Genomic DNA, 19,791 nt, shown 5'->3' with positions numbered 1-19,791 from the left:
GCCGTCCGGCCACGACATTCTCATAATTATTAACACCACCCAGATCCCATGTATAGCAAATGGATCCCTACGAGCTGGTAACGAGGAACACGGTGGAAGTAATCACCGATGACGAACTGAAGGCTCTCCTTGCCAGGGATAAAAAACGGGTATATGCCGGTTACGAGCCGAGCGGGGAGATCCACCTCGGCCACCTGGTGACCATCAATAAGCTTATCGATTTAAAAGAGGCCGGCTTCGAGGTGGTCGTCCTCCTCGCCGATCTCCATGCCTTTCTCAACCGTAAAGGAACCATGGAACAGGTCAGGGAGCTTGCCGGGTACAACCGGAGGTGCTTTGAGGGACTCGGACTCCGGGACGTCGAGTACGTGCTCGGCTCCGATCTCCAGCTCGCTCCCGACTACCAGCTCAAGGTCCTCCAGCTCTCCCAGCAGATAACCCTGAACCGTGCCCGGCGCAGCATGGATGAGGTGGGAAGGAACATGGAAGCACCGACCGTTTCCCAGATGATCTATCCCATCATGCAGATGGTGGATATCGCCCTGCTCAACGTTGATGCCGCTGTCGGTGGAATCGATCAGCGGAAGATCCATATGCTCGCCCGGGAGCACCTGGCAGCTGTAGGTTACCCTTCACCGGTCTGCATCCATACCCCGATCCTGAACGGGCTCGACGGTAAGAAGATGTCCTCTTCCAGCGGGAACTATATATCGGTGGCCGACTCGGTTGAGGAGATTGAGAAGAAATGCCAGAAAGCATTCTGCCCGCCCGAGTGTGAAGAAAACCCGGTGCTCCAGATCCTCCAGTACCACATCTTCCCCCGGATGGGAACGGTTGTGGTCCGACGCCCGGCAAAGTTCGGTGGAGACCGTGAGTTCAGAAGCTATCCCGAGATCGAGGAGGCCTACCGGAAGAAAGAGCTTCATCCTCTCGACCTGAAAAAGGCGGTGGCCACGAACATGGCAGGCATCCTTTCCTGTGTCCGGGATTACATAACCTGAGGGAGTACCCACCGTGAGTTACGACCGGATCGAGACAAGGTTCGACCGTGAGATCGAACGCCTGGGTATACGGATAAAGGATGTGGACCAGCTCAAGGTCCGCCAGGACGTGTTTGATGAAGTGACGCTCCTTGCCCTCTACAAGCTGGTACATAAAGGCTGGATTACTGCGATCGGCGGCTCCATCAGCACCGGCAAGGAAGCAAACGTCTTTTTCGGAGAGCGGGAAGACCAGGATCTCGCCATCAAGATCTACCGGATCCGGACCGCCAATTTCAACGCCATGACCGAATATCTCATCGGTGATCGCAGGTTCTCCGGGGTCCGGAAAACGCGAAAAGAAGTTGTTTTTACCTGGACTCGGAAAGAATTTTCAAACCTCAAGCGGGCTCATGAAGCGGGCCTGAGGGTTCCCGAACCGTATGGCTGGGACAGGAACATCCTGGTGATGGAGTTCATCGGAGAAAACGAGGTTCCGTTTCCCCAGATCAGGAATGTCAAACTGGACGATCCCGGTACCGTGTACCAGGAGATCGTTTCCTTCGTAAAGACCCTGTACCAGAACGCAGAGCTCGTGCACGCTGATCTCTCCGAGTTCAACATCCTCTTCTCAAACAGGCCGTACATTATCGATATGGGCCAGTCAGTAACACTCGACCATCCCCGGGCGCGGGCATTCCTCGCAAGGGATATTGCAAATGTGAACAGATACTTTGGCAATCTCTGCAGCGTCCGGACAACAGGCGAAATATTTACGGAGATTACCGGAATTCCGTTACCGGGCACGGGAGTTCCAGGATAAGGAGCCCGGATTGAAGACCATGATCCAGGAAGTTAAAGTTACCGGGAACAGAATCGGGGTTCTAATCGGCAAGGGCGGGGACACTAAAAGAGCGCTAGAGGAAAAGACGAAAACCGCCCTCTCGATCGACAGCAAGGAAGGGATTGTCCGGGTTGAAGGAGATGATGCTCCCCTCGTTCTCCGGGCTATGGAGGTTATTCAGGCCATTAACCGGGGTTTTTCCCCCGAGCGGGCATTCGTCCTCCTCGACGATGAAGACCTTCTCCTCGACATGATCGATCTCTCAGGGTTGACCGACAGCCCCCGCCAGCTCGACCGACTGAGGGGACGGATTATCGGGAAGGATGGACGTTCCCGGGAACAGATCGAACACATGACCGACTGCGAGATCTCGGTCTTTGGCAAGACCATCGCCTTAATTGGTCTCCCGGAACAGATCAAAGTCGCCCGTAGTGCCATCGAGATGCTGCTCGAAGGACTGCCCCACGAAGTGGTCTATGGGTTCCTGGAACGGAAGCGGCGCGAGGCTAAGCACGACGCCATTGACTACTACTACTGATAACCTGCTGCCAGGGCCAGAACCGGTTCGATCCACCTGGATCCGGCCTGTATGAGGTCTATTTCCATTGGAGAACGAAACGCGCGCCCAGCAGCTTGTTTATAAAACAACGCTATCCACGGCAGATATAGACTGGAATAAAAGGGGTTCAAATGAAGATAGCCAGCCTTCCCATCCCTGACTCATTGGTCCGGCACTACGAATCCGCGGGTATCGTGGATCTCTATCCCCCCCAGGCGGAATGTGTTGAGAAAGGAATGTTTGAGGGAAAGAACCTCCTGGTAGCAATCCCTACCGCAAGCGGTAAGACTATGGTGGCGGAAATGGCCATGCAGGTGCATATCGCCCGGGGAGGAAAATGCCTCTACATTGTCCCCTTAAAGGCGCTCGCCAGTGAGAAGTACGAGGATTTCAGCGGGAAAGGAGTGCAGGTTGGTATCTCGACCGGGGACTATGACCGCCGCGATGAACATCTCGGGAGAAACGACATCATCGTTGCCACAAGCGAAAAAGTCGACTCTCTGCTCCGGAACGCCTCTGCGTGGCTCACAGAAATCAGCCTGCTCGTGGTCGACGAGGTTCACCTGATCGACTCTCCAGACCGCGGACCAACCCTGGAGATGGTGATTACCAAGATGCGGACCAGGAACCCGGGTATGCAGGTTATCGCCCTTTCTGCAACCATTGGAAACCCGGGTTCCCTTTCCCGATGGCTCGATGCGGAACTGGTGACCGGGAGCTGGCGCCCCGTCGACCTCCGCCAGGGAGTTTACTACGACGGAGCGATTCATTTCCACTCCATGGTAAGGCCGGTCCGGTCGGTTTCGAAATTTGAAGACCTTAACCTCATGATGGATACTATCGAGGAAGGAGGCCAATGCCTGGTCTTCGTTGCATCGCGAAAGAACGCTGAAGCATTCGCCAAGCGGGCGGCAAAGGCGCTTGCCCTTGAAAGCCCCGAACTTACTGCTTCTGCCAGGCAGCTCGGGAAAATGGCTGAAACGGACCAGGAAAAGGCGCTCGCCCTCTGCGTATCCTCGGGATCCGCTTTCCACCATGCAGGCCTGCGGAGAGAGGCACGGACCATCGTTGAAGAAGGATTCCGGAAGGGATATATCCGGTGCATTTCTTCAACGCCCACCCTCGCTGCCGGCCTGAACCTGCCGGCACGCAGGGTCATCATCAGGGATTACCGTAGATACAGTGCGGGAGAAGGCATGGTTCCCATTCCGGCACGGGAGTATCACCAGATGGCGGGTCGCGCGGGACGCCCCCACCTCGATCCTTATGGGGAGGCGGTCCTGATCGGTCATTCCTCGCAGGATGCCGCAGAACTCTTCTCATACTATATCGACGCTCCGCCGGAAGATGTCAGCTCCCAGTGCTCAACCGAACGGGCCCTTGCCACCCATATCCTCTCACTTATCGCCTCCGGGTTTGTAGAATCTGAACCGGCGCTCCGAGAGTTCATGCGGAATACGTTTTATTTCCACCAGAAGAAGACCGACCGGTTGCTGGCCGCAGTCATCGGGAGGTCACTTTCCTTTCTTGACCGGGCTGAGATGATCACCATCCAGGAAGATGCCCTCTATGCAACAGAGTATGGGGCACTTGTTTCGCAGCTCTATATCGATCCTTTGAGCGCCGATATGATTGTTGAACAAATTACCGGTGCGAAGGAGTACTCGGATATCGGTCTCCTCCAGGTTATCTGCAGCACCCCCGATATGTTCACACTCTTCGTGGGAAACCGGGACCGGCATTATTTGGAACGGTTTGTTCTCGAACACGACCACGAGCTCTGGCTGGATCTCCCCTACAGCGATGACGAGGCATACTTCCGGAGCCTGAAAACAGCAATGGTTCTCTCTGACTGGAACCATGAGGTCCCTGATGCAACCATCTGCGAGCGGTACTCGGTAGGGCCAGGAGATATCCATACCCTCGTAGAGAGCGTCAACTGGCTCCTCCACGCGACCGGGCGTCTGGCACGAATGTTCAGGCGGGGCTTTTCTCCACAAATCGGCGAATTCGAGCTTTGCATGAAGCATGGCATTAAACGGGAGCTGATCCCCCTGGTCAGGATCCGGAATATCGGCAGGGTGAGGGCCCGACGGCTCTTCAACAACGGGTTTACCACCCCGGAAAAGATCCTCGCTGCCGGGCAAGAACGGATTGTCCCGATACTCGGCCAGGGGATAACAGCGCAGGTCTTTTCCTGGCTCAAGGGAGAGATAAGCGCCCAGCATCCAGCCCCTCAACCGGGATCGCAAGCTGATCTGTTTCAATTTGGGAAGAGAGAACCGGAGTGAACTTAGATGAAGGCAGAAGAGTGTACGGTTGTCCAGTACAGAACTGTTATCGAGGACCTGGGCGCATTCCTGACAGAAATCCGGGATATTGCTGCCAGGCATGAGATCCACATCATCCTCTTTAATGCATCGAACATGGCCGGGATGGCACATGTCCGCTCCGCACTCGGGCATGCATTCCGCTCATTTAGCACTGGCTCGGCAATATCAAACAGCGTCGAGATGGAGGCATTCCTTTATGCTTCCGGATCGCGCCAGTGCCAGGTTGGAGTCCGGTTCGGGGTGCACGCCGGCCTGAATGATACCTACCTGTGCATCTGCCCTTCATCACCGGATGCTCTTGAAGAACTTCTCAATCTGGGAGAACTATGTGATGAAGACTGGGAGTCTCTCTCTCCTGAAAAGATACACCGTCTCATGGAGCTTTTCGGCATTACCAGTGAAGAGCTTGCGGTCGTCGGTCCTTTGCGCCTTACCGAACTGGTGCTCGAGAGGGTGGCCCTCCTTGAAGTATACCGCTAACTCGGAATTGGTGAAAGTCAACGTACAGGCATCAGGGCCAGGTCCATGTATCCCGGGTGAATCCCTCACACAATTAATAACATGATAATCCCCGCCGGGTCTGTGTCAGCAATGATGAGAAAATATCATTGCAGTACTCCTGGAAAAAGAGCGGGTATCGGTGCGGCCGAATCCTTCAGGCCCCCTGGTCACCGTTCTGCATAGTTTCCGTGCCGGGAATTGTTCACTTGTTTGCATGGGTGAGAATATGCCGGATTTCCGGGATAATGAGCGCACGTGTTGCAAGCTTCACCGCTCCAGTCGATCCCGGAACGCAGAAGATAGCTTTTCCACCGGTGATTCCGGCGACTGTCCGTGAGAGCATGGCTGCGCTGCCGATTTCCGAAAAACTCATCATGCGGAATAATTCCCCAAAACCGTTGATCTGCTTATCGAGCAGCGGAGTAACGGCCTCTATGGTACAATCATCGTGAGTTAGCCCGGTACCGCCGTTCACAATGATACAGTTTGCCCGTTCAAGCGCCCGGATGACTTCATTCCTGATGGCTCCAATCTGATCCGGAACAATCGCATAATGCGTGACTGGTATTCCTGCATCGTGCATGAGGGTTTTAATGGTATCTCCGCTTGCATCATTCTCCATGGTCCGGGAGCTTGAGACGGTTATGACGGCTCCTTCGAGGTTAATCGGTTGGACATGGTCAGGATTCATCAGGTGCATCTATAGAACCGACAGGTTAAAAGTTGCTCTCTTACCTTGATGTGAAAGATGGTAGTGGGAGGATTTACCAACCCCTTTGTTTCCACTGGAACTGATATAGGCAACCCACCTGGAAAGGCGAGACAATCCCTGGTATGGGTCTTGCACCCTGCTAAAAAACCGGTAAACTGCCCGATGACCAGGATACTGGTTCCCTGGGAAGCTCCGGGATCGGGTAGGAATGTATATGCAAGTGAAATTGTAATTCTATCTTTATCCTTGCTTAAAGTATTTTTGATATTCTGTTGAATGTTGGAATGATACTCAAAATTCACTGAGATAGTTTTGATGCTCTGCTAAACATTGGTATGATACTCCAAAACTTATTGAGATCATTTTCATACTCTTTTATATAGTTGCAAAAGATATCCTAAAATGCCATCATTTTTAAAATATAAAATGCAACAATGTTGCATCATTAATTCTTTTCCACTGGAAATCATAGGGTGGGGGAGAGTATAATGACGCCCAGGATCTCGTAAAGAAAGGTCGGAATTTCCTCTCTAAAAAATTATTTTAAAAACAACTCGTTTTTGAGAATAACCAAAAAATAATGAATGTTCGACTGGAAATTAAGGGGTTTATATGCCTGACAAATGATTAAATTTTTATGAAATGATACCTAAGGTTTTCATCCCAGGGGGTCTGAATGCCGGAAGGACAGGAGTCGATAGGGTTATTTAAAAAATATCTTGCAGGGAATCATATTTTCAGGAACAGAGAAGTACTTCGCCATTCATATCGTCCCCAGATCCTTCCCCACCGGAGACCACAGATCGACCAGGTCGCATCGATTCTTGCACCGTCTCTCAAGAACGAGACACCCTCCAACATACTCATCTACGGGAAGACCGGTACCGGGAAGACCGCCGTCGTCAGATACGTTGGAACCGAACTGGAGAATGCGAGTTCCCATATGGGAACCTCGTGCAGGGTTGTCCATATCAACTGTGAGAGCATCGACACCCAGTACAGGGTACTTGCCCAGATATCGAAGAATCTCTCTGATTTCGACGAAGCTGCCAGCGATCGCGGGAGGTCGGTCATCCCGATGACCGGATGGCCTACCGACCAGGTTTACCAGGAGCTCAAGAACCAGCTTGAGGCCACCGGTGGAGTGCTGGTCATCGTGCTCGATGAAATCGACAAGCTGGTCAAAAAAAGCGGGGACGAGACTCTCTATAACCTTACGAGAATCAATACCGACCTGAAGACTTCAAAGGTGAGCATGATCGGTATATCAAATGATCTGAGCTTCAAGGACTTCCTTGATCCACGGGTACTCTCCTCATTGAGCGAGGAAGAACTGGTTTTTCCCCCGTATAACGCTCCACAGCTCTGTGACATCCTCCAGCAGCGTGCTGATATCGCATTCAATGAAAATGTGCTCGAGGATGGCGTCATCCCCCTCTGCGCCGCACTCGCTGCACAAGAGCACGGGGATGCGAGGAGGGCACTGGACCTGCTCCGGGTTTCCGGTGAGATTGCTGACCGGGAAGAGGATGCCCGGGTCGGTGAGAAGCACGTAAAGAAAGCGCAGGCGAAAATCGAGACCGACAGCATGGTGGAATGTATTGCCACGCTCCCCACGCAAAGCAAGGTGGTGCTCTATTCCATGCTCCTCCTCGACCAGATGGGGCAGAATATCTTTACCAGCGGTGAAGTCAGCCGCATCTACAAGGAAATAGCCCCTGCAATGGCCCTTGATATCCTGACCCACCGGAGAATCACCGATCTCATCTCAGAACTCAACATGCTCGGTGTGATAAATACCCGTGTGGTGAGCCGGGGCCGTTATGGACGGACAAAAGAGATGTGGTTTGACTCAAATACGCATAAGATATGGGACGTCATCCGGTGCGACCCGCGGTTGAGCGCTCACGGTCTCGATAAGATGGATCTCGCCTGGGTGAAGGCCCTGTTCAGGTGAAACCGACATGGACGAAACAGATCTCCTCCTCCTGCATCTCCTGGAGGAAAACAGCCGGCTCTCCCCCACGGAACTGGGGGTTATGGCTGAACTGTCTCCCGACGAGGTCAAGCGCCGGGTTGCAACCCTTGAAGAGGAAAAGATCATCAGGAGCTATACCACGGTTATCGACTGGGACCGGGCAGCAAACGGAGGAGTCGCAGCAATCATCGAACTCAAGGTGAACCCTGAACGCGATCACGGATATGACCGGATTGCGGAGCGGCTGTCGAACTTCCGGGAAGTCAAATCGTTGCGCCTGATCACTGGGGTGTACGATCTTCAGTTGACCGTTACCGGGAAAACGATGCAGGAGGTTGCCCGTTTTGTATCTGAATATGTGGCCCCGATGGACCGGATACGCGAGACAGCCACCCACCTCATCATGAAGACTTACAAAGAAAACGGTCAGGCGTTCTTCGAAAAAGAGGCCGGTGAACGGATCCCGTATTCCCCGTGAGGCCGACCATGAGGGATTTTGTATCTGCCCGCGCCCGGGAGATTCCTCCATCAGGGATACGGAAGTTTTTCGACCTGGCCCTCTCCATGGAGGGGGTTATATCACTCGGTGTTGGAGAGCCGGATTTTGCCACTCCCTGGAATCTCTGCGAAGCGAGCATCTACTCCATCGAACAGGGGGGAACCTCTTATACTTCGAACCGGGGAATCCAGAAGCTTCGCGAGATGCTCGCTATATGGCTCCACCAACACTACCAGCTATCCTATGACCCAAACAAGGAGATAATTATCACTACCGGGGTTTCGGAAGGCCTTGATATCGCCGTCCGGGCGGTGACCGACCCCGGCGACGAGGTGATCATCGCCGAACCCTCGTACGTATCGTATAGTCCCTGTGTCATCCTTGCCGGTGGGGTGCCGGTTCCGCTCCAGTGCAGGGAGCATGACCGGTTCCGGATCAATCCCGATGACCTGATGGAATTGGTGACCGCCAGGACCAAGGCGGTGATCATAAATTTTCCGAACAACCCGACGGGAGCGGTGATGAAGCGGGAACATCTTATGCCGCTTGCGGATATTGTCGCCGACCATGACCTCCTCCTCATCAGCGACGAGGTCTATTCCGAATTGACCTATACCGGGCGTCATGTATCTCCGGCTTCCCTGGACGGGATGCGGGAACGAACCATTACCCTGAACGGATTTTCAAAGGCATATGCCATGACCGGCTGGAGGATTGGCTACCTGTGTGCCCCCAGAGAGATCTGCGATGCAGCATTGAAGATACACCAGTACGTCATGCTCTGCGCACCCGTCATGGGCCAGGTCGCAGCACTCGAGGCTCTCCGGCGTGGCGAGGAAGAAAAGGATCGGATGGTTCAGGAGTTCCGTGTGCGACGGAACCTGTTCGTGGAGGGGCTTAACCGGATTGGACTATCCTGCCATATGCCAGAAGGCGCATTTTACGCGTTTCCATCGGTTGAAAAGACCGGGCTTACCGATCTTGAATTTGCCGAGGCACTCCTGCGGAATGAACAGGTGGCGGTCGTTCCCGGGAGCGTGCTCGGGAGAGGGGGAGAAGGTCACTGCCGATGTGCATATGCTGCATCCCGAAAGGATCTTGGCGAAGCCCTCCGGAGGATGGAACATTTCATTACCGGGAATACTGGATAGCGGCAATATTTACGTGGCAACCCTGCTATCATTTTTGCAGATCGTTCGAGTCTTTTATAATACCCTGGTGATGATCTCTTTTCCCGCCCCTGCAACCATGGCAACACTCTCCAAGTGATCGAGGATATAACCGGAACCCACGATCCTCCCAGCCGGGGTTGTGCTTCCTCCCGTCCCTCCGAAGCTCGAAGCCCAAAGTTTCTCGGCTCCTGTGTTCCGGTTTTTTCGAAAAATCTTGTGAGGTCGACGGGAGGAACGTTACCTGGAAGAATGGGACGGGGCCAGCCTTAAACCGGGTAGTTTTATGGCAACCACATCCCTATACTTGATGGTTGGACAATGAGTTGTACGATTATCGTCGGCGGATTTTTCGGTGACGAGGGAAAGGGAAAGATTGTTGCCCATATTGCCTATCATGACCGGCCTACCATCATATCCCGCGGCGGTGTCGGTCCGAATGCCGGGCACACGGTCAAGATGGGAGAAAAGGAGTACGGGGTGCGCATGGTCCCTTCCGGTTTCGCCTATCCGGATGCCCGCCTCTGCATCGGGACCGGTGTCCTCGTGGATCCGCGGGTGCTCATGCAGGAAGTCGAGCTTCTTGGCGTCAGGGATCGCATATTCGTAGACTACCGGTGTTCAATCATCGAAGAAGATCATATCAGGAGGGATAAATCGAGCGAACACCTGGCAAAGACCATCGGCTCAACGGGGAGCGGTTGTGGCCCGGCCAATGCCGATCGTGTGCTCCGGGTGGCGCGCCAGGCCCGGGAGATCCCGGAGCTCGCACCCTATCTCATGGATGTTCCTGCCGAGCTGAATGAAGCGATCGACCGCGGTGAGAACGTTCTCCTGGAAGGAACGCAGGGGTTCGGGATTTCGCTCTATTACGGGACCTACCCGTTCGTGACCAGCAAGGATACCTCGGCATCACAGATTGCTTCGGATAACGGTGTCGGCCCTACCCGCATTGATGATGTCATCGTGGTGTTCAAGGCTTACCCGACGCGGGTGGGCGAAGGGCCGTTTTCCACCGAGATGTCCCGCGAGACATCGGATCGTCTCGGCATCAAGGAGTTTGGGACCGTGACGCACCGTCAGCGCCGGATCGGGGAATGGGATGGCACGATGGCCCGTTACTCGGCGATGATTAACGGATGCACCATAGCCGCAATTACCGGGATCGACAGGGTTGACCATGATTGCTTCGGGGTCACGGAATATGCGAAGCTTTCCAAGAAAGCGAAAGATTTCCTCGCCCAGGCCGAATTAGATATCGGCGCGCCGGTATCGCTCATCTCGACGGGACCGGATGTATCCCAGATCATCGACCTTCGTGACGAGCTATGAAGCGGTCCACTCTTGCCTTCCTCTGCTGCCCCGACTGCAAAGGGGAACTCGTCCTGACCGTGACTGACGGGGATGAACAGGTCGTCAGGAAAGGAAAACTCCACTGCCCGGTCTGCCGCATCGATTATCCCATAGAGGATGGAATCCCCGATCTGCTGTCCCGGACCCGTTCGGGATGGGGATCTCCGCCCGGAAGCAGAAAATAAGATGAGGTTCTACCTCCTTTCTGTGGGTCTGGTACGGTAGAAAAGCGTTCATGGTGGTACCTGCCCTCTGAACCGCCGGAAGTGACCTGCCAATGTTCATGGTCAACGCCCTGATTCTTCCCCTCGCTCTCAGCATCGACCGAACCATCGGTGATCCGAAAATCAGGTTCCACCCTGTAGCTCTCATCGGCTCATTTATCGGATGGTGGGGGAGGCCCGGGAACTGGCGTCCTGGCCAGCAACGGGTGGCCGGGGTGGTGATGTGGATCATAACGGTGACGATCTTTGCCATCCCGTTTTACCTCGCAGAGCAATACCTCCCGTGGTTCCTCCTCCTCGCCGCCGGGCCATTCCTCCTGAAGTTCTGCCTGGCCTGGCGGAGCCTTGAAGAACATTCGCTGGCAGTCAGTGGTGCGGTCTCCCGCAACCTTGGAGAAGGGAGGAGGGAGGCAGCCCTGATGGTGAGCAGGGATACCGGGCAGCTTACGGACGAGCAGGTTCTTTCGGCAGCATACGAGTCCCTCTCAGAAAACCTGGTAGACAGCATCATCTCTCCGATTTTCTATTTCGGAATGTTCGGTCTTTCGGGTGCCGCGGTCTTTCGCGCTGCAAATACCATGGATGCCATGCTTGGCTATCGGGACGAGCGGGAACGGATAGGATGGTTTTCCGCAAGGATGGACGATATCCTCAATTACATTCCGGCGCGGATGGCAGGAATACTATTGCTCCTGGTTTTTGCTGTCCGGGGAAGGTTTTCCCCCGCCTATGGTGCGTTTAAACGGGATCGGCGCAAACGTCCGGGGCTCAACGGGGGCATCCCCATGGCCATTCTGGCGGGTGGAGCGGGGGTGCAGTTCGAGAAACCAGGGGTGTACACGATGGGAGCCCCGGAACGCTCCCTGAAGGAAGGAGGGCCGGAGATCATCTCAGCAGTGCGGGCGGTCACCGTCATCTTCTCATTCGCGGTCATGATGGTACTCATTATATTGGGATCGGTGACAATATGTACAGGCATATGAATCTCAAGGAGCTGAGATCTGGCACCGAGCTCCTGAAGCGCGGTTTTGCATCCATGGAGAAAGGAGGGGTGATCATGGATGTGGTCAGTGCCGAACAGGCACGGATAGCTGAGGAAGCAGGTGCGGTGGCGGTGATGGCCCTTGAGCGGGTCCCCGCCGATATCAGGAAGGCCGGAGGAGTGGCGAGGATGGCGGATCCAGCCATTATCGGGGAGATCATGGAAGCGGTCTCCATCCCGGTCATGGGAAAAGTCAGGATCGGGCACTTCGTGGAAGCGCAGGTTCTCGAAGCCCTCGGTGTGGATATGATTGACGAGAGCGAAGTCCTCACCCCGGCCGATGAGCAGTTCCACATCGACAAGCACCAGTTCACCGTGCCTTTTGTCTGCGGAGCACGCGATCTCGGTGAAGCAATGCGAAGGATCCAGGAGGGAGCGGCCATGATCCGGACCAAGGGAGAGGCAGGCACCGGAAACGTCGTAGAGGCGGTACGGCACATGAGGAATATCACGGGGGAGATCAGGGCCCTGCAGGGGAGGACACCCCAGGAGATTTCCGACCGGGCCCGGGATCTCGAGGCTCCAGCAGAGCTGCTCCTTGAGACCGTGAAGATGGGCCGGCTGCCGGTCGTAAACTATTCTGCCGGGGGGATTGCGACACCCAGTGATGCTGCGCTGATGATGCAGATGGGCGCAGATGGAGTTTTCGTGGGTTCCGGCATCTTCCACTCAAGCGACCCTGAGAGGATGGCAAGGGCGATCGTGGAAGCGGTCAACCATTTTGGCGAACCAGCCGTGATCGCCGAGGTGAGCAAGGGGCTCGGGCAGGCGATGAAGGGAATTGACATCCATACCCTGCGAGAGGACGAGGTGCTCCAGTACCGTGGGCGTTAGACCCGGGCTGCAGCCTCTCCAGGGCGACGTGAGCGAGCCTGTCCGTGGTTTTCAGGCGGCACTCTCGTAAAACCGGATGAGCGGAGGAGAGGCGATCCCGGTCAGGACACCTGCTGGTCTGGACAGGTCTTCGGACTCACAATCCCGGGGGAAGTCCACCACCATCCCCCACCTGATCCTGGAGCGGGGCCCTGTGAAACGCAGGTGCACTTTGACAGGGGCTTCCCTCCACCTGCACGGGCATGGTGCTGATGGCCGCCCGGGTGCGATGAAACGCGGGCGAAGGCGCTCGTGCTCATCGAAATTATTACCGTGAAAAGAAACACCGTTGGCTGCAGGCAGAGTCCTTAGAGGTGGAGATTCCCATTATTGTCCTTTCGGAACCTTACCGCACCCTTTTTGTCTGTGCACCGGCGGCAACCAGCGCTGGAAGCGGAGTCGGGATCCCTGCCCCGTGTTTATGCCGGTATTCTCGCGGTGCGAAAGAAGCAGCACACGGCACTCTCTTTTTTACCCAGAACCGGAGCACGATCCACACCTCAACATACGGATCCCTAGGAACCGCGGGCTGGTTCCGGACCTATGGCATTCACCCCTCAATCCAGGTTACTTCGGAAAGCACTTGTTAAAAATAAGTGTAGTGTTGTTGTGTTTTTTTTTCGGGAGGGTGTAAATGCCAGGGTATCAACCGGTCCCGATCCCTTCAGAACCTTCATGCGATTTGGAGCCGGTTAAAGAGAGGTCCAATAATTCCATGTCGTCGGCTTTGGAAGGACGTCTCCAGCGACCTGGGAAAACCCGTGAGCATGAATCACCGCATCAATGACACTGCTATTGTACAGGAACATGGTTAAGGGAACTGCACGTGATCGCATATCCTGCCGAAAAAAATTAAATAAAAATCGGGGCAAACACAAGGGACACAATCGCCATCAGCTTGAGCAGGATATTTAAAGCAGGTCCGGCCGTATCCTTGAAGGGGTCACCGACCGTGTCTCCGGTAACCGCTGCCTTGTGAGCAAAGGATCCCTTCCCGCCCAGGTGACCTGCCTCAATATATTTCTTGGTATTATCCCAGGCACCTCCGGCATTTGCCATCATAATTGCAACGATGAAACCGGTCGCAATAGATCCTACCAGGAGACCGGCGAGGGCCTGGGTTCCAAGAAGCAGCCCGACAAGGACAGGGGCGATAATTGCCATAAGGCCGGGGGCAATCATCTGCTTCAGGGCAGCATTGGTAGATATTGTGATGCAGGAATCATAATCTGGTTCAGCTGTCCCCTCCATCAGCCCAGGGATTTGCTTGAACTGGCGGCGGACCTCTTCCACGATGTACCCGGCTGCCCGCCCAACTGCCGTCATGGCAAAGGAACAGAACAGGAAAGGCAACACTGCCCCGATAAGGATTCCGACAAAGACGGTAGGGTCAAGCATATCTACAACCTGGAGGCCGACTGCCTGGGTGTAGACTGCAAAGAGAGCAAGGGCTGTAAGGGCTGCCCCCCCGATTGCAAACCCCTTGCCGATAGCAGCGGTCGTATTACCAACCGAGTCAAGCGTGTCAGTAATCGCACGGATCCCTTTTTCCTGGTGGGACATCTCGGCGATGCCCCCGGCATTGTCTGCAACAGGCCCGTATGCGTCGACGGACAGGGTGATCCCGAGAGTCGCAAGCATCCCCACACCGGCAAGAGCGATTCCATACAATCCTGCCTGCTGTGCAGCAATGAGGATTGCAGAGGCAACAATGAGGACCGGCCAGATCGTGCTCTCCAGTCCCACAGCAAGGCCGGTAATAATATCTGTTGCCGCACCCGTTTCAGTGGCTTTTACAATGCGCTGGGTGGGGGGACGTTCATATGACGTATAATACTCTGTCACAAGCCCGATGAGGAACCCTGCAACAAGGCCTGCAACAGTTGCTACAAACACACCATTGTATTGTGGCCCGATGAGTGTATTCACCAGCCAATAGGTGGCAATAACGGTAAGGACAAGGCTGGTGAGAGTGCCGGCGTTGAACGCCTTGTGAATAGCACTGCTCTCGTTCTTCGAACTTCGGACAAAGAATGTCCCGATAACAGAGGCGACGATGCCGAGTCCTGCAATCAGCATTGGGAGCAGCACGAGGTTCTGGACAGGGACATTGACGAACCTTGAAGTGACTGATGCTACCACGGCAAGACCCATCGTTGCAATAATTGATCCCACGTACGACTCGTAAAGGTCAGCCCCCATTCCTGCGATATCTCCGACATTATCCCCGACATTATCGGCAATGACCGCCGGATTTCTGGGGTCATCCTCAGGAATACCGGCCTCTACCTTACCTACCAGGTCCGCCCCGACATCTGCCGCTTTGGTAAAGATACCTCCTCCGACACGGGCAAAGAGGGCGATCGAGCTTGCGCCAAGTGAGAACCCGAAGAGAACGTTCACCGTTTCTGCAAGGGTTAACGCAACCATTGTAGAGAAGATATACAGGAGCGTAGAGAGCCCGAGCAGTCCAAGCCCGACGACAACCAGGCCCATAACCGTCCCGCTCGAATAGGAGACCCTGAACGCGTTTGCCATTCCCTGCCTGGCGGCGTTTGTCGTCCGGACGTTTGCATAGGTGGCAGCCTTCATCCCGATATAACCTGCAAGGGCTGAGAGTGAGGCCCCAACGATGAAACAGATAGCAGTGAAAGGATTGATCGCCAGGGTGAGAACAATTGCCATAGCGATCATGAAGACAAGAATCGCGGTGTACTGGCGCTTGAGGTACACCATGGCACCAAGCCTGATGGCAGCAGCGATCTTTTTCATCAAATCACTGCCCTCATCTTCCCGCTTCATGACCATGTAAGAGTATGCGGCAAAGAGAAGCCCGATCAAGGCACAGATCGGGACGAGAATGAACATATCCATCAAAGATTACCCTCCAAATCTCCAGTAAAAGTGAATTTTTGTACGTATACTGGTCTACATGGAAGGATAAAAATTTAGCCCCCTCCCAAAGTTACCAGCCAGCAAAGCGTTCTGGAACGTCTTTTGAGACTGAAGCCCAAAGAAATGACAGTCCCCAGTAAAAGTACATTTGCAAGCGACCACCTTTTCGACAGAACGGGTTGTATAGCGGTGTAATCGCCTGATCCGATGTATTTTATGGCGTGTCTTGTGTAATCCCATGTTTTTCGAAATCGAAAGTGAAGTTATGGAGGGGACCAATAAAAAAATTAAACGGCTTTATTTCTTCCCCTCTGCCCTGGGGTTGAATGGTTCAATTGAAGTCGATGACCTGCGGCTTCAGGGTCTGGAGATCGAGAACCACGGCCCGTGCAGGGGTGGGGTGGATGTTCATCTGTTTCTGGAATGAGGTCTGGGCCTGCCAGGCTCCCGCATTGATGCAGAGCGTCCCGCGATACTCGCCCAATCCCATGATATGTACATGCCCGGTATGGAGCACTTCGGGGACTGGATCGATGACCAGCTGATCCTCCCGGAGGGCTGCGATCGGGGTCCGCCGTCCATACGTAGGCGCCAGGTGGCGGCGCTGGAGCAGTCTCTCCATCATGGGCGCGACGTTTTCATAACTTGCACCGGGTATCAGCCCGATCATATCATCAATCGACCTGCCATGGTACATCTGTACCATGACCCCCTGGAGGCTGATTAACGCCGGGTTCTCCACGAGAACACAGTTGTCCGGGAACCCGGAAGAGAACTCCGGGGGGATTGCCGGTTGTGGTTCTGCTGCCCTCACGACATCGTGGTTTCCCGGACAGAGGATGATGCTTGTCCTTGACGGGAGATCCCTCATCATAGCCCCGAAAACCTCGTACTGTTCATAGATGTTGGTGATGGTGAGTTCCTGTTCCTGCCCCGGGTAGACCCCGATGCCATCGACCAGATCGCCGGCAATAAGGAGGTAGGAGACCGGATGATCATCGAGCCAGTCGGCAAACCGGTTCCACTCGGCTTCGAGAAAGGTATCGCTTCCGACATGGATATCGGAGATGAGAACCGCGCAACCTGGTTCCGAGCTCCTGTAGGGTGCGTGGTTGATGGGAATGTCAGGGCGGATGAGGGATTCGGCAAAGAAAAGTCGCCCGTCTCCTGAAAGTTGCCCTTTCACTCCTACCACCTCATCGGGGATGAGTTGTTCGCCTTCGGAAAAGATCGGACGATCTTTGTGGAAAAGGACCGGGAGTGAACCGGTGGGATCCTCAAGTTCGGCTATCCGGTGACCATTGGTGGTGGTCCGGACGTCCTGCACCAGTCCCATGACGGCACAGGTCTCCTGGCGAAAACGGGAATTCCGCTGAAGTCCCTGGATCGGTACCGGGTTACAGCGTGCGCGGACGAGCGTACCCAGCCGGTTATAACGGTCACGGAAGTAGGAGAGATAGTCCTGGATACATCCCGAGCTCCCGGATGAACCGGCACTTCCTTTTACAACCTCGAACCGCGGATCGGCCGTGAACCGGGTCCCGTCCCGGTCAACTACGACACCCGGGATGTGTCTTGCTGAGACGACGACGGTGTCTTCAGGGACATTCTCAATAATCCTCTCGATGAGGGCCGGGTCACCCTGCTCGGCCAGGTACCTGACCACGTCGGGATGAACCTGCATCTTGGTATCGAGAAACCGCTGAACGATAATCCTGGCGTCGAGCATGAGTACAGTAGTATTGCCGCTTCCCCATTTTGGTTTTTGGATTCAGTACTACCGGGTCCTGTGCCGATCCCTTATTTATGACGGGATAAAAAAGAATACGAAGGTATGACTGACAAGGAAAAAAATGAAGAGGGGAAGGGCCTCATCGAGCGTTTCCGCACCAGCAGGCATCCGGTAGTCGCGTTCGCCCGCGAACTGCTCTGGGTAGTAGCCGTAGTCGCAGGAATCGCGCTAGTCCTCTTTCTCGTCTCCGGCACCTGGCCTGCTGTGGTGACTATCGAGTCAGAGAGCATGGCCCCTCACATGAACGTCGGTGATCTGGTCTTTGTCGTGAGAGCCGACCGGCTGGGTGAACTGCAGACCTGGGAGAGTGGAAAGGCAACAGGGTATTTGAAATTCGGGGACTCTGGGGATGTTCTCATCTTCACCCGCAATGGGGCTGCAGGCTCCCTCATTCCAGGCCTTGGTGGAGGGGTTCACCCCATCATTCACCGGGCTATGGCAGTAACACCGGATGCATCCCGCATCCCGGTCTACTACTACTTCTTCCGGGGGGCAAGCAGCCCTGAAGTCTACCTGCCGGCAAGTATCGTGGATAATGCCTGGGTTCTTGAAGATGGCACCGTGGTGGCGAGGATTGAGAACGACATCATCGTTCCCGATGCGGGGAACAGCACCCCTGTCCAGGGATATATTCTCACTTCAGAAATAACCGCAGATACGGGAGGGTATATCACCAAGGGTGATAATAATTACCGGAGTGACCAGGGGACGTTCCTTTCCCGGCCTGAGCTTGGCATCATCCAGCCTGTCCGGGATGAGTGGGTCGTGGGAAAAGCGCTTTTTTCCATCCCTCTCCTTGGTTATATCCCCCTTCACATCATTCCCGTGGCTATCATCCTGGTAGTTCTGATGCTGGCCTGGGAGCTGTATCAGAAACGGAAAGAGAGTGACCAGAAGAGCGACAAGAGAAAGAAGACGACAGGCAGGAAGCGTTCCGGAAGAAAATAAGGCGACGGTCATGAGACACCTGCTGGATGACGTTGCGGAAGGTTACCGGATGTCGGAGGAGGAAGGCCTTGGCCTCCTGAAAGCGCGTAACCGTTTCCTGTTTGATATTCTCGCCACAGCAGACCAGATCCGCGAAGAGCGTGCAGGACCGGCAGTCAGCTATGTCCGCAACCAGAATATCCATGTCACCAATATCTGCAAGAACCTGTGCGGGTTCTGCGGCTTCGGACGAAGACCGGGTGATAAAGGAGCCTATTGCGATGATCGTGAGACCGTCCTGAAGAAAGTGGAGCGTGCCCTGGAACGACAGGTGACCGAGATCTGCCTCCTCTCTGGTGTCCACCCTGATTTCACCGCAGAGACTTACATCGAGCTCATTGCATCAGTCAGGGAAGCCGCGCCCGGAATACATATACATGCGTTCAGTCCCGATGAGGTGAACCATGCAGCATCCCGAAGCGGAATATCCACCGGAGAAGTCCTGGCAGCGATGAAGCATGCCGGGCTCGATTCGCTCCAGGGAACTGCAGCCGAGATCCTGGTCGATGAAGTGAGGCGGATCATCTGCCCGCGCAAGATCGACACCACCACCTGGGTACGGATCATCAGGGAAGCCCACGGGATGGGCATCCCAAGCACGGCCACGATCATGTATGGGACGTGCGAACGACCGGAAGACCGAATCCGACACCTTGCAATCCTGCGTGAAATCCAGGACGAAACGCGGGGCTTCACCGAGCTGGTCCCACTCTCGTATGTCTACCCGAATACACCGCTGTACCAGAGTGGCCTGGCCGGCCCCGGGGCAACAGGAAGGGAGGATCTCCTGATGATAGCCGTTTCACGGTTGTTCCTCGACAATTTCAGGAACATCCAGGTATCGTGGGGTAAACTGGGAGTGAAGCTCTCCCAGGTTGCGCTGCTCTCGGGAGGAAACGATCTGGCTGGAACAATGTTTTCCGACGAGGTCTCGGCCCAGGCGGGTGCGAGCGATGCGGGATCTTTCGATCAGGTTCTGATGGAGCGAATCTGTAAGGACATCGGAAGACCACTCCGGCAGCGGCTTACCGGTTATACCCTGGTATGATC

18 protein-coding genes are annotated in these 19,791 nt (G+C 54.9%); 15 read left to right on the top strand and 3 right to left on the bottom strand.

Going from position 1 to position 19,791, the window contains the following annotated elements:
• The first annotated feature begins 59 nt into the window (after window positions 1-59).
• The 5 genes from IPI71_05320 (at window position 60) to IPI71_05300 (ending at window position 5,196) form a co-directional block, all read left to right on the top strand.
• Window positions 60-1,001 carry a tyrosine--tRNA ligase gene (locus IPI71_05320; protein ID QQR70131.1) on the top strand — a complete coding sequence of 314 codons (942 nt, stop codon included), beginning with the start codon at window positions 60-62 and terminating at the stop codon, window positions 999-1,001.
• A gap of 13 nt (window positions 1,002-1,014) precedes the next feature.
• A complete protein-coding gene (locus IPI71_05315; protein ID QQR70130.1) occupies window positions 1,015-1,803 on the top strand; it encodes a serine protein kinase RIO in 789 nt (262 codons plus the stop codon).
• Window positions 1,804-1,822: 19 nt separating this feature from the next.
• Complete coding sequence (locus IPI71_05310) at window positions 1,823-2,362, top strand: RNA-processing protein (protein ID QQR70129.1); 540 nt, start codon at window positions 1,823-1,825, stop codon at window positions 2,360-2,362.
• 152 nt (window positions 2,363-2,514) lie between these two features.
• Window positions 2,515-4,674 (top strand): ATP-dependent DNA helicase, encoded by a 2,160-nt coding sequence (locus IPI71_05305; protein ID QQR70128.1) that lies wholly within the window; start codon window positions 2,515-2,517, stop codon window positions 4,672-4,674.
• A 6-nt stretch (window positions 4,675-4,680) separates the two neighbouring features.
• Complete coding sequence (locus IPI71_05300; protein QQR70127.1) at window positions 4,681-5,196, top strand: hypothetical protein; 516 nt, start codon at window positions 4,681-4,683, stop codon at window positions 5,194-5,196.
• 223 nt (window positions 5,197-5,419) lie between these two features.
• Here the strand turns inward: IPI71_05300 and IPI71_05295 are convergent, their stop codons facing one another.
• Window positions 5,420-5,908, bottom strand: a complete 489-nt coding sequence (locus tag IPI71_05295; GenBank protein ID QQR70126.1) for a MogA/MoaB family molybdenum cofactor biosynthesis protein — start codon at window positions 5,906-5,908, stop codon at window positions 5,420-5,422.
• A gap of 57 nt (window positions 5,909-5,965) precedes the next feature.
• Here IPI71_05295 and IPI71_05290 point away from each other — a divergent pair, with 57 nt between their 5' ends.
• The 8 genes from IPI71_05290 to pdxS all read left to right on the top strand — a co-directional run bounded on the left by IPI71_05290 (window position 5,966) and on the right by pdxS (window position 13,028).
• Window positions 5,966-6,205 carry a hypothetical protein gene (locus IPI71_05290; protein ID QQR70125.1) on the top strand — a complete coding sequence of 80 codons (240 nt, stop codon included), beginning with the start codon at window positions 5,966-5,968 and terminating at the stop codon, window positions 6,203-6,205.
• Between the two features lie 400 nt (window positions 6,206-6,605).
• Window positions 6,606-7,886, top strand: coding sequence for an ORC1-type DNA replication protein (locus IPI71_05285; GenBank protein QQR70124.1), 1,281 nt, complete (start codon window positions 6,606-6,608; stop codon window positions 7,884-7,886).
• 7 nt (window positions 7,887-7,893) lie between these two features.
• Window positions 7,894-8,385 carry an Lrp/AsnC family transcriptional regulator gene (locus IPI71_05280; GenBank protein ID QQR70123.1) on the top strand — a complete coding sequence of 164 codons (492 nt, stop codon included), beginning with the start codon at window positions 7,894-7,896 and terminating at the stop codon, window positions 8,383-8,385.
• 8 nt (window positions 8,386-8,393) lie between these two features.
• Window positions 8,394-9,557 (top strand): aminotransferase class I/II-fold pyridoxal phosphate-dependent enzyme, encoded by a 1,164-nt coding sequence (locus IPI71_05275; protein ID QQR70122.1) that lies wholly within the window; start codon window positions 8,394-8,396, stop codon window positions 9,555-9,557.
• Between the two features lie 339 nt (window positions 9,558-9,896).
• Window positions 9,897-10,907 (top strand): adenylosuccinate synthetase, encoded by a 1,011-nt coding sequence (locus IPI71_05270; protein QQR70121.1) that lies wholly within the window; start codon window positions 9,897-9,899, stop codon window positions 10,905-10,907.
• The gene (locus IPI71_05265; protein QQR70120.1) at window positions 10,904-11,113 is read left to right on the top strand and encodes a Trm112 family protein; all 210 of its coding nucleotides are present in this window, start codon (window positions 10,904-10,906) and stop codon (window positions 11,111-11,113) included. The genes IPI71_05270 and IPI71_05265 overlap by 4 nt, the downstream gene beginning before the upstream one ends.
• A gap of 98 nt (window positions 11,114-11,211) precedes the next feature.
• Window positions 11,212-12,135, top strand: coding sequence for a cobalamin biosynthesis protein CobD (gene cobD / locus IPI71_05260; protein ID QQR71954.1), 924 nt, complete (start codon window positions 11,212-11,214; stop codon window positions 12,133-12,135).
• Window positions 12,132-13,028 (top strand): pyridoxal 5'-phosphate synthase lyase subunit PdxS, encoded by an 897-nt coding sequence (gene pdxS, locus IPI71_05255; protein ID QQR70119.1) that lies wholly within the window; start codon window positions 12,132-12,134, stop codon window positions 13,026-13,028. The genes cobD and pdxS overlap by 4 nt, the downstream gene beginning before the upstream one ends.
• Before the next feature lie 891 nt (window positions 13,029-13,919).
• Here the strand turns inward: pdxS and IPI71_05250 are convergent.
• The gene (locus IPI71_05250; protein QQR70118.1) at window positions 13,920-15,941 is read right to left on the bottom strand and encodes a sodium-translocating pyrophosphatase; all 2,022 of its coding nucleotides are present in this window, start codon (window positions 15,939-15,941) and stop codon (window positions 13,920-13,922) included.
• Between the two features lie 352 nt (window positions 15,942-16,293).
• On the bottom strand, window positions 16,294-17,691 hold the full coding sequence (locus tag IPI71_05245) for a DNA-directed DNA polymerase II small subunit (GenBank protein ID QQR70117.1): 1,398 nt from the start codon (window positions 17,689-17,691) through the stop codon (window positions 16,294-16,296).
• 105 nt (window positions 17,692-17,796) lie between these two features.
• Between IPI71_05245 and IPI71_05240 the strand changes: the two genes are divergently transcribed.
• Both IPI71_05240 and cofH read left to right on the top strand, forming a co-directional pair.
• Entirely contained in the window at window positions 17,797-18,702 is a 906-nt protein-coding gene (locus IPI71_05240; GenBank protein ID QQR70116.1) for a S26 family signal peptidase, read from the top strand.
• A 10-nt stretch (window positions 18,703-18,712) separates the two neighbouring features.
• The gene (gene cofH, locus IPI71_05235; protein QQR70115.1) at window positions 18,713-19,789 is read left to right on the top strand and encodes a 5-amino-6-(D-ribitylamino)uracil--L-tyrosine 4-hydroxyphenyl transferase CofH; all 1,077 of its coding nucleotides are present in this window, start codon (window positions 18,713-18,715) and stop codon (window positions 19,787-19,789) included.
• The last annotated feature ends 2 nt before the right edge of the window (window positions 19,790-19,791 follow it).

Origin of the sequence: Methanolinea sp., from assembly GCA_016699325.1 — an archaeon.
In the GTDB taxonomy this organism is placed as follows: Archaea; Halobacteriota; Methanomicrobia; order Methanomicrobiales; family Methanospirillaceae; genus UBA9949.
The sequence above is the reverse complement of the archived record's forward strand: the minus strand, read 5'-3'. Positions and strand labels throughout refer to the sequence as shown.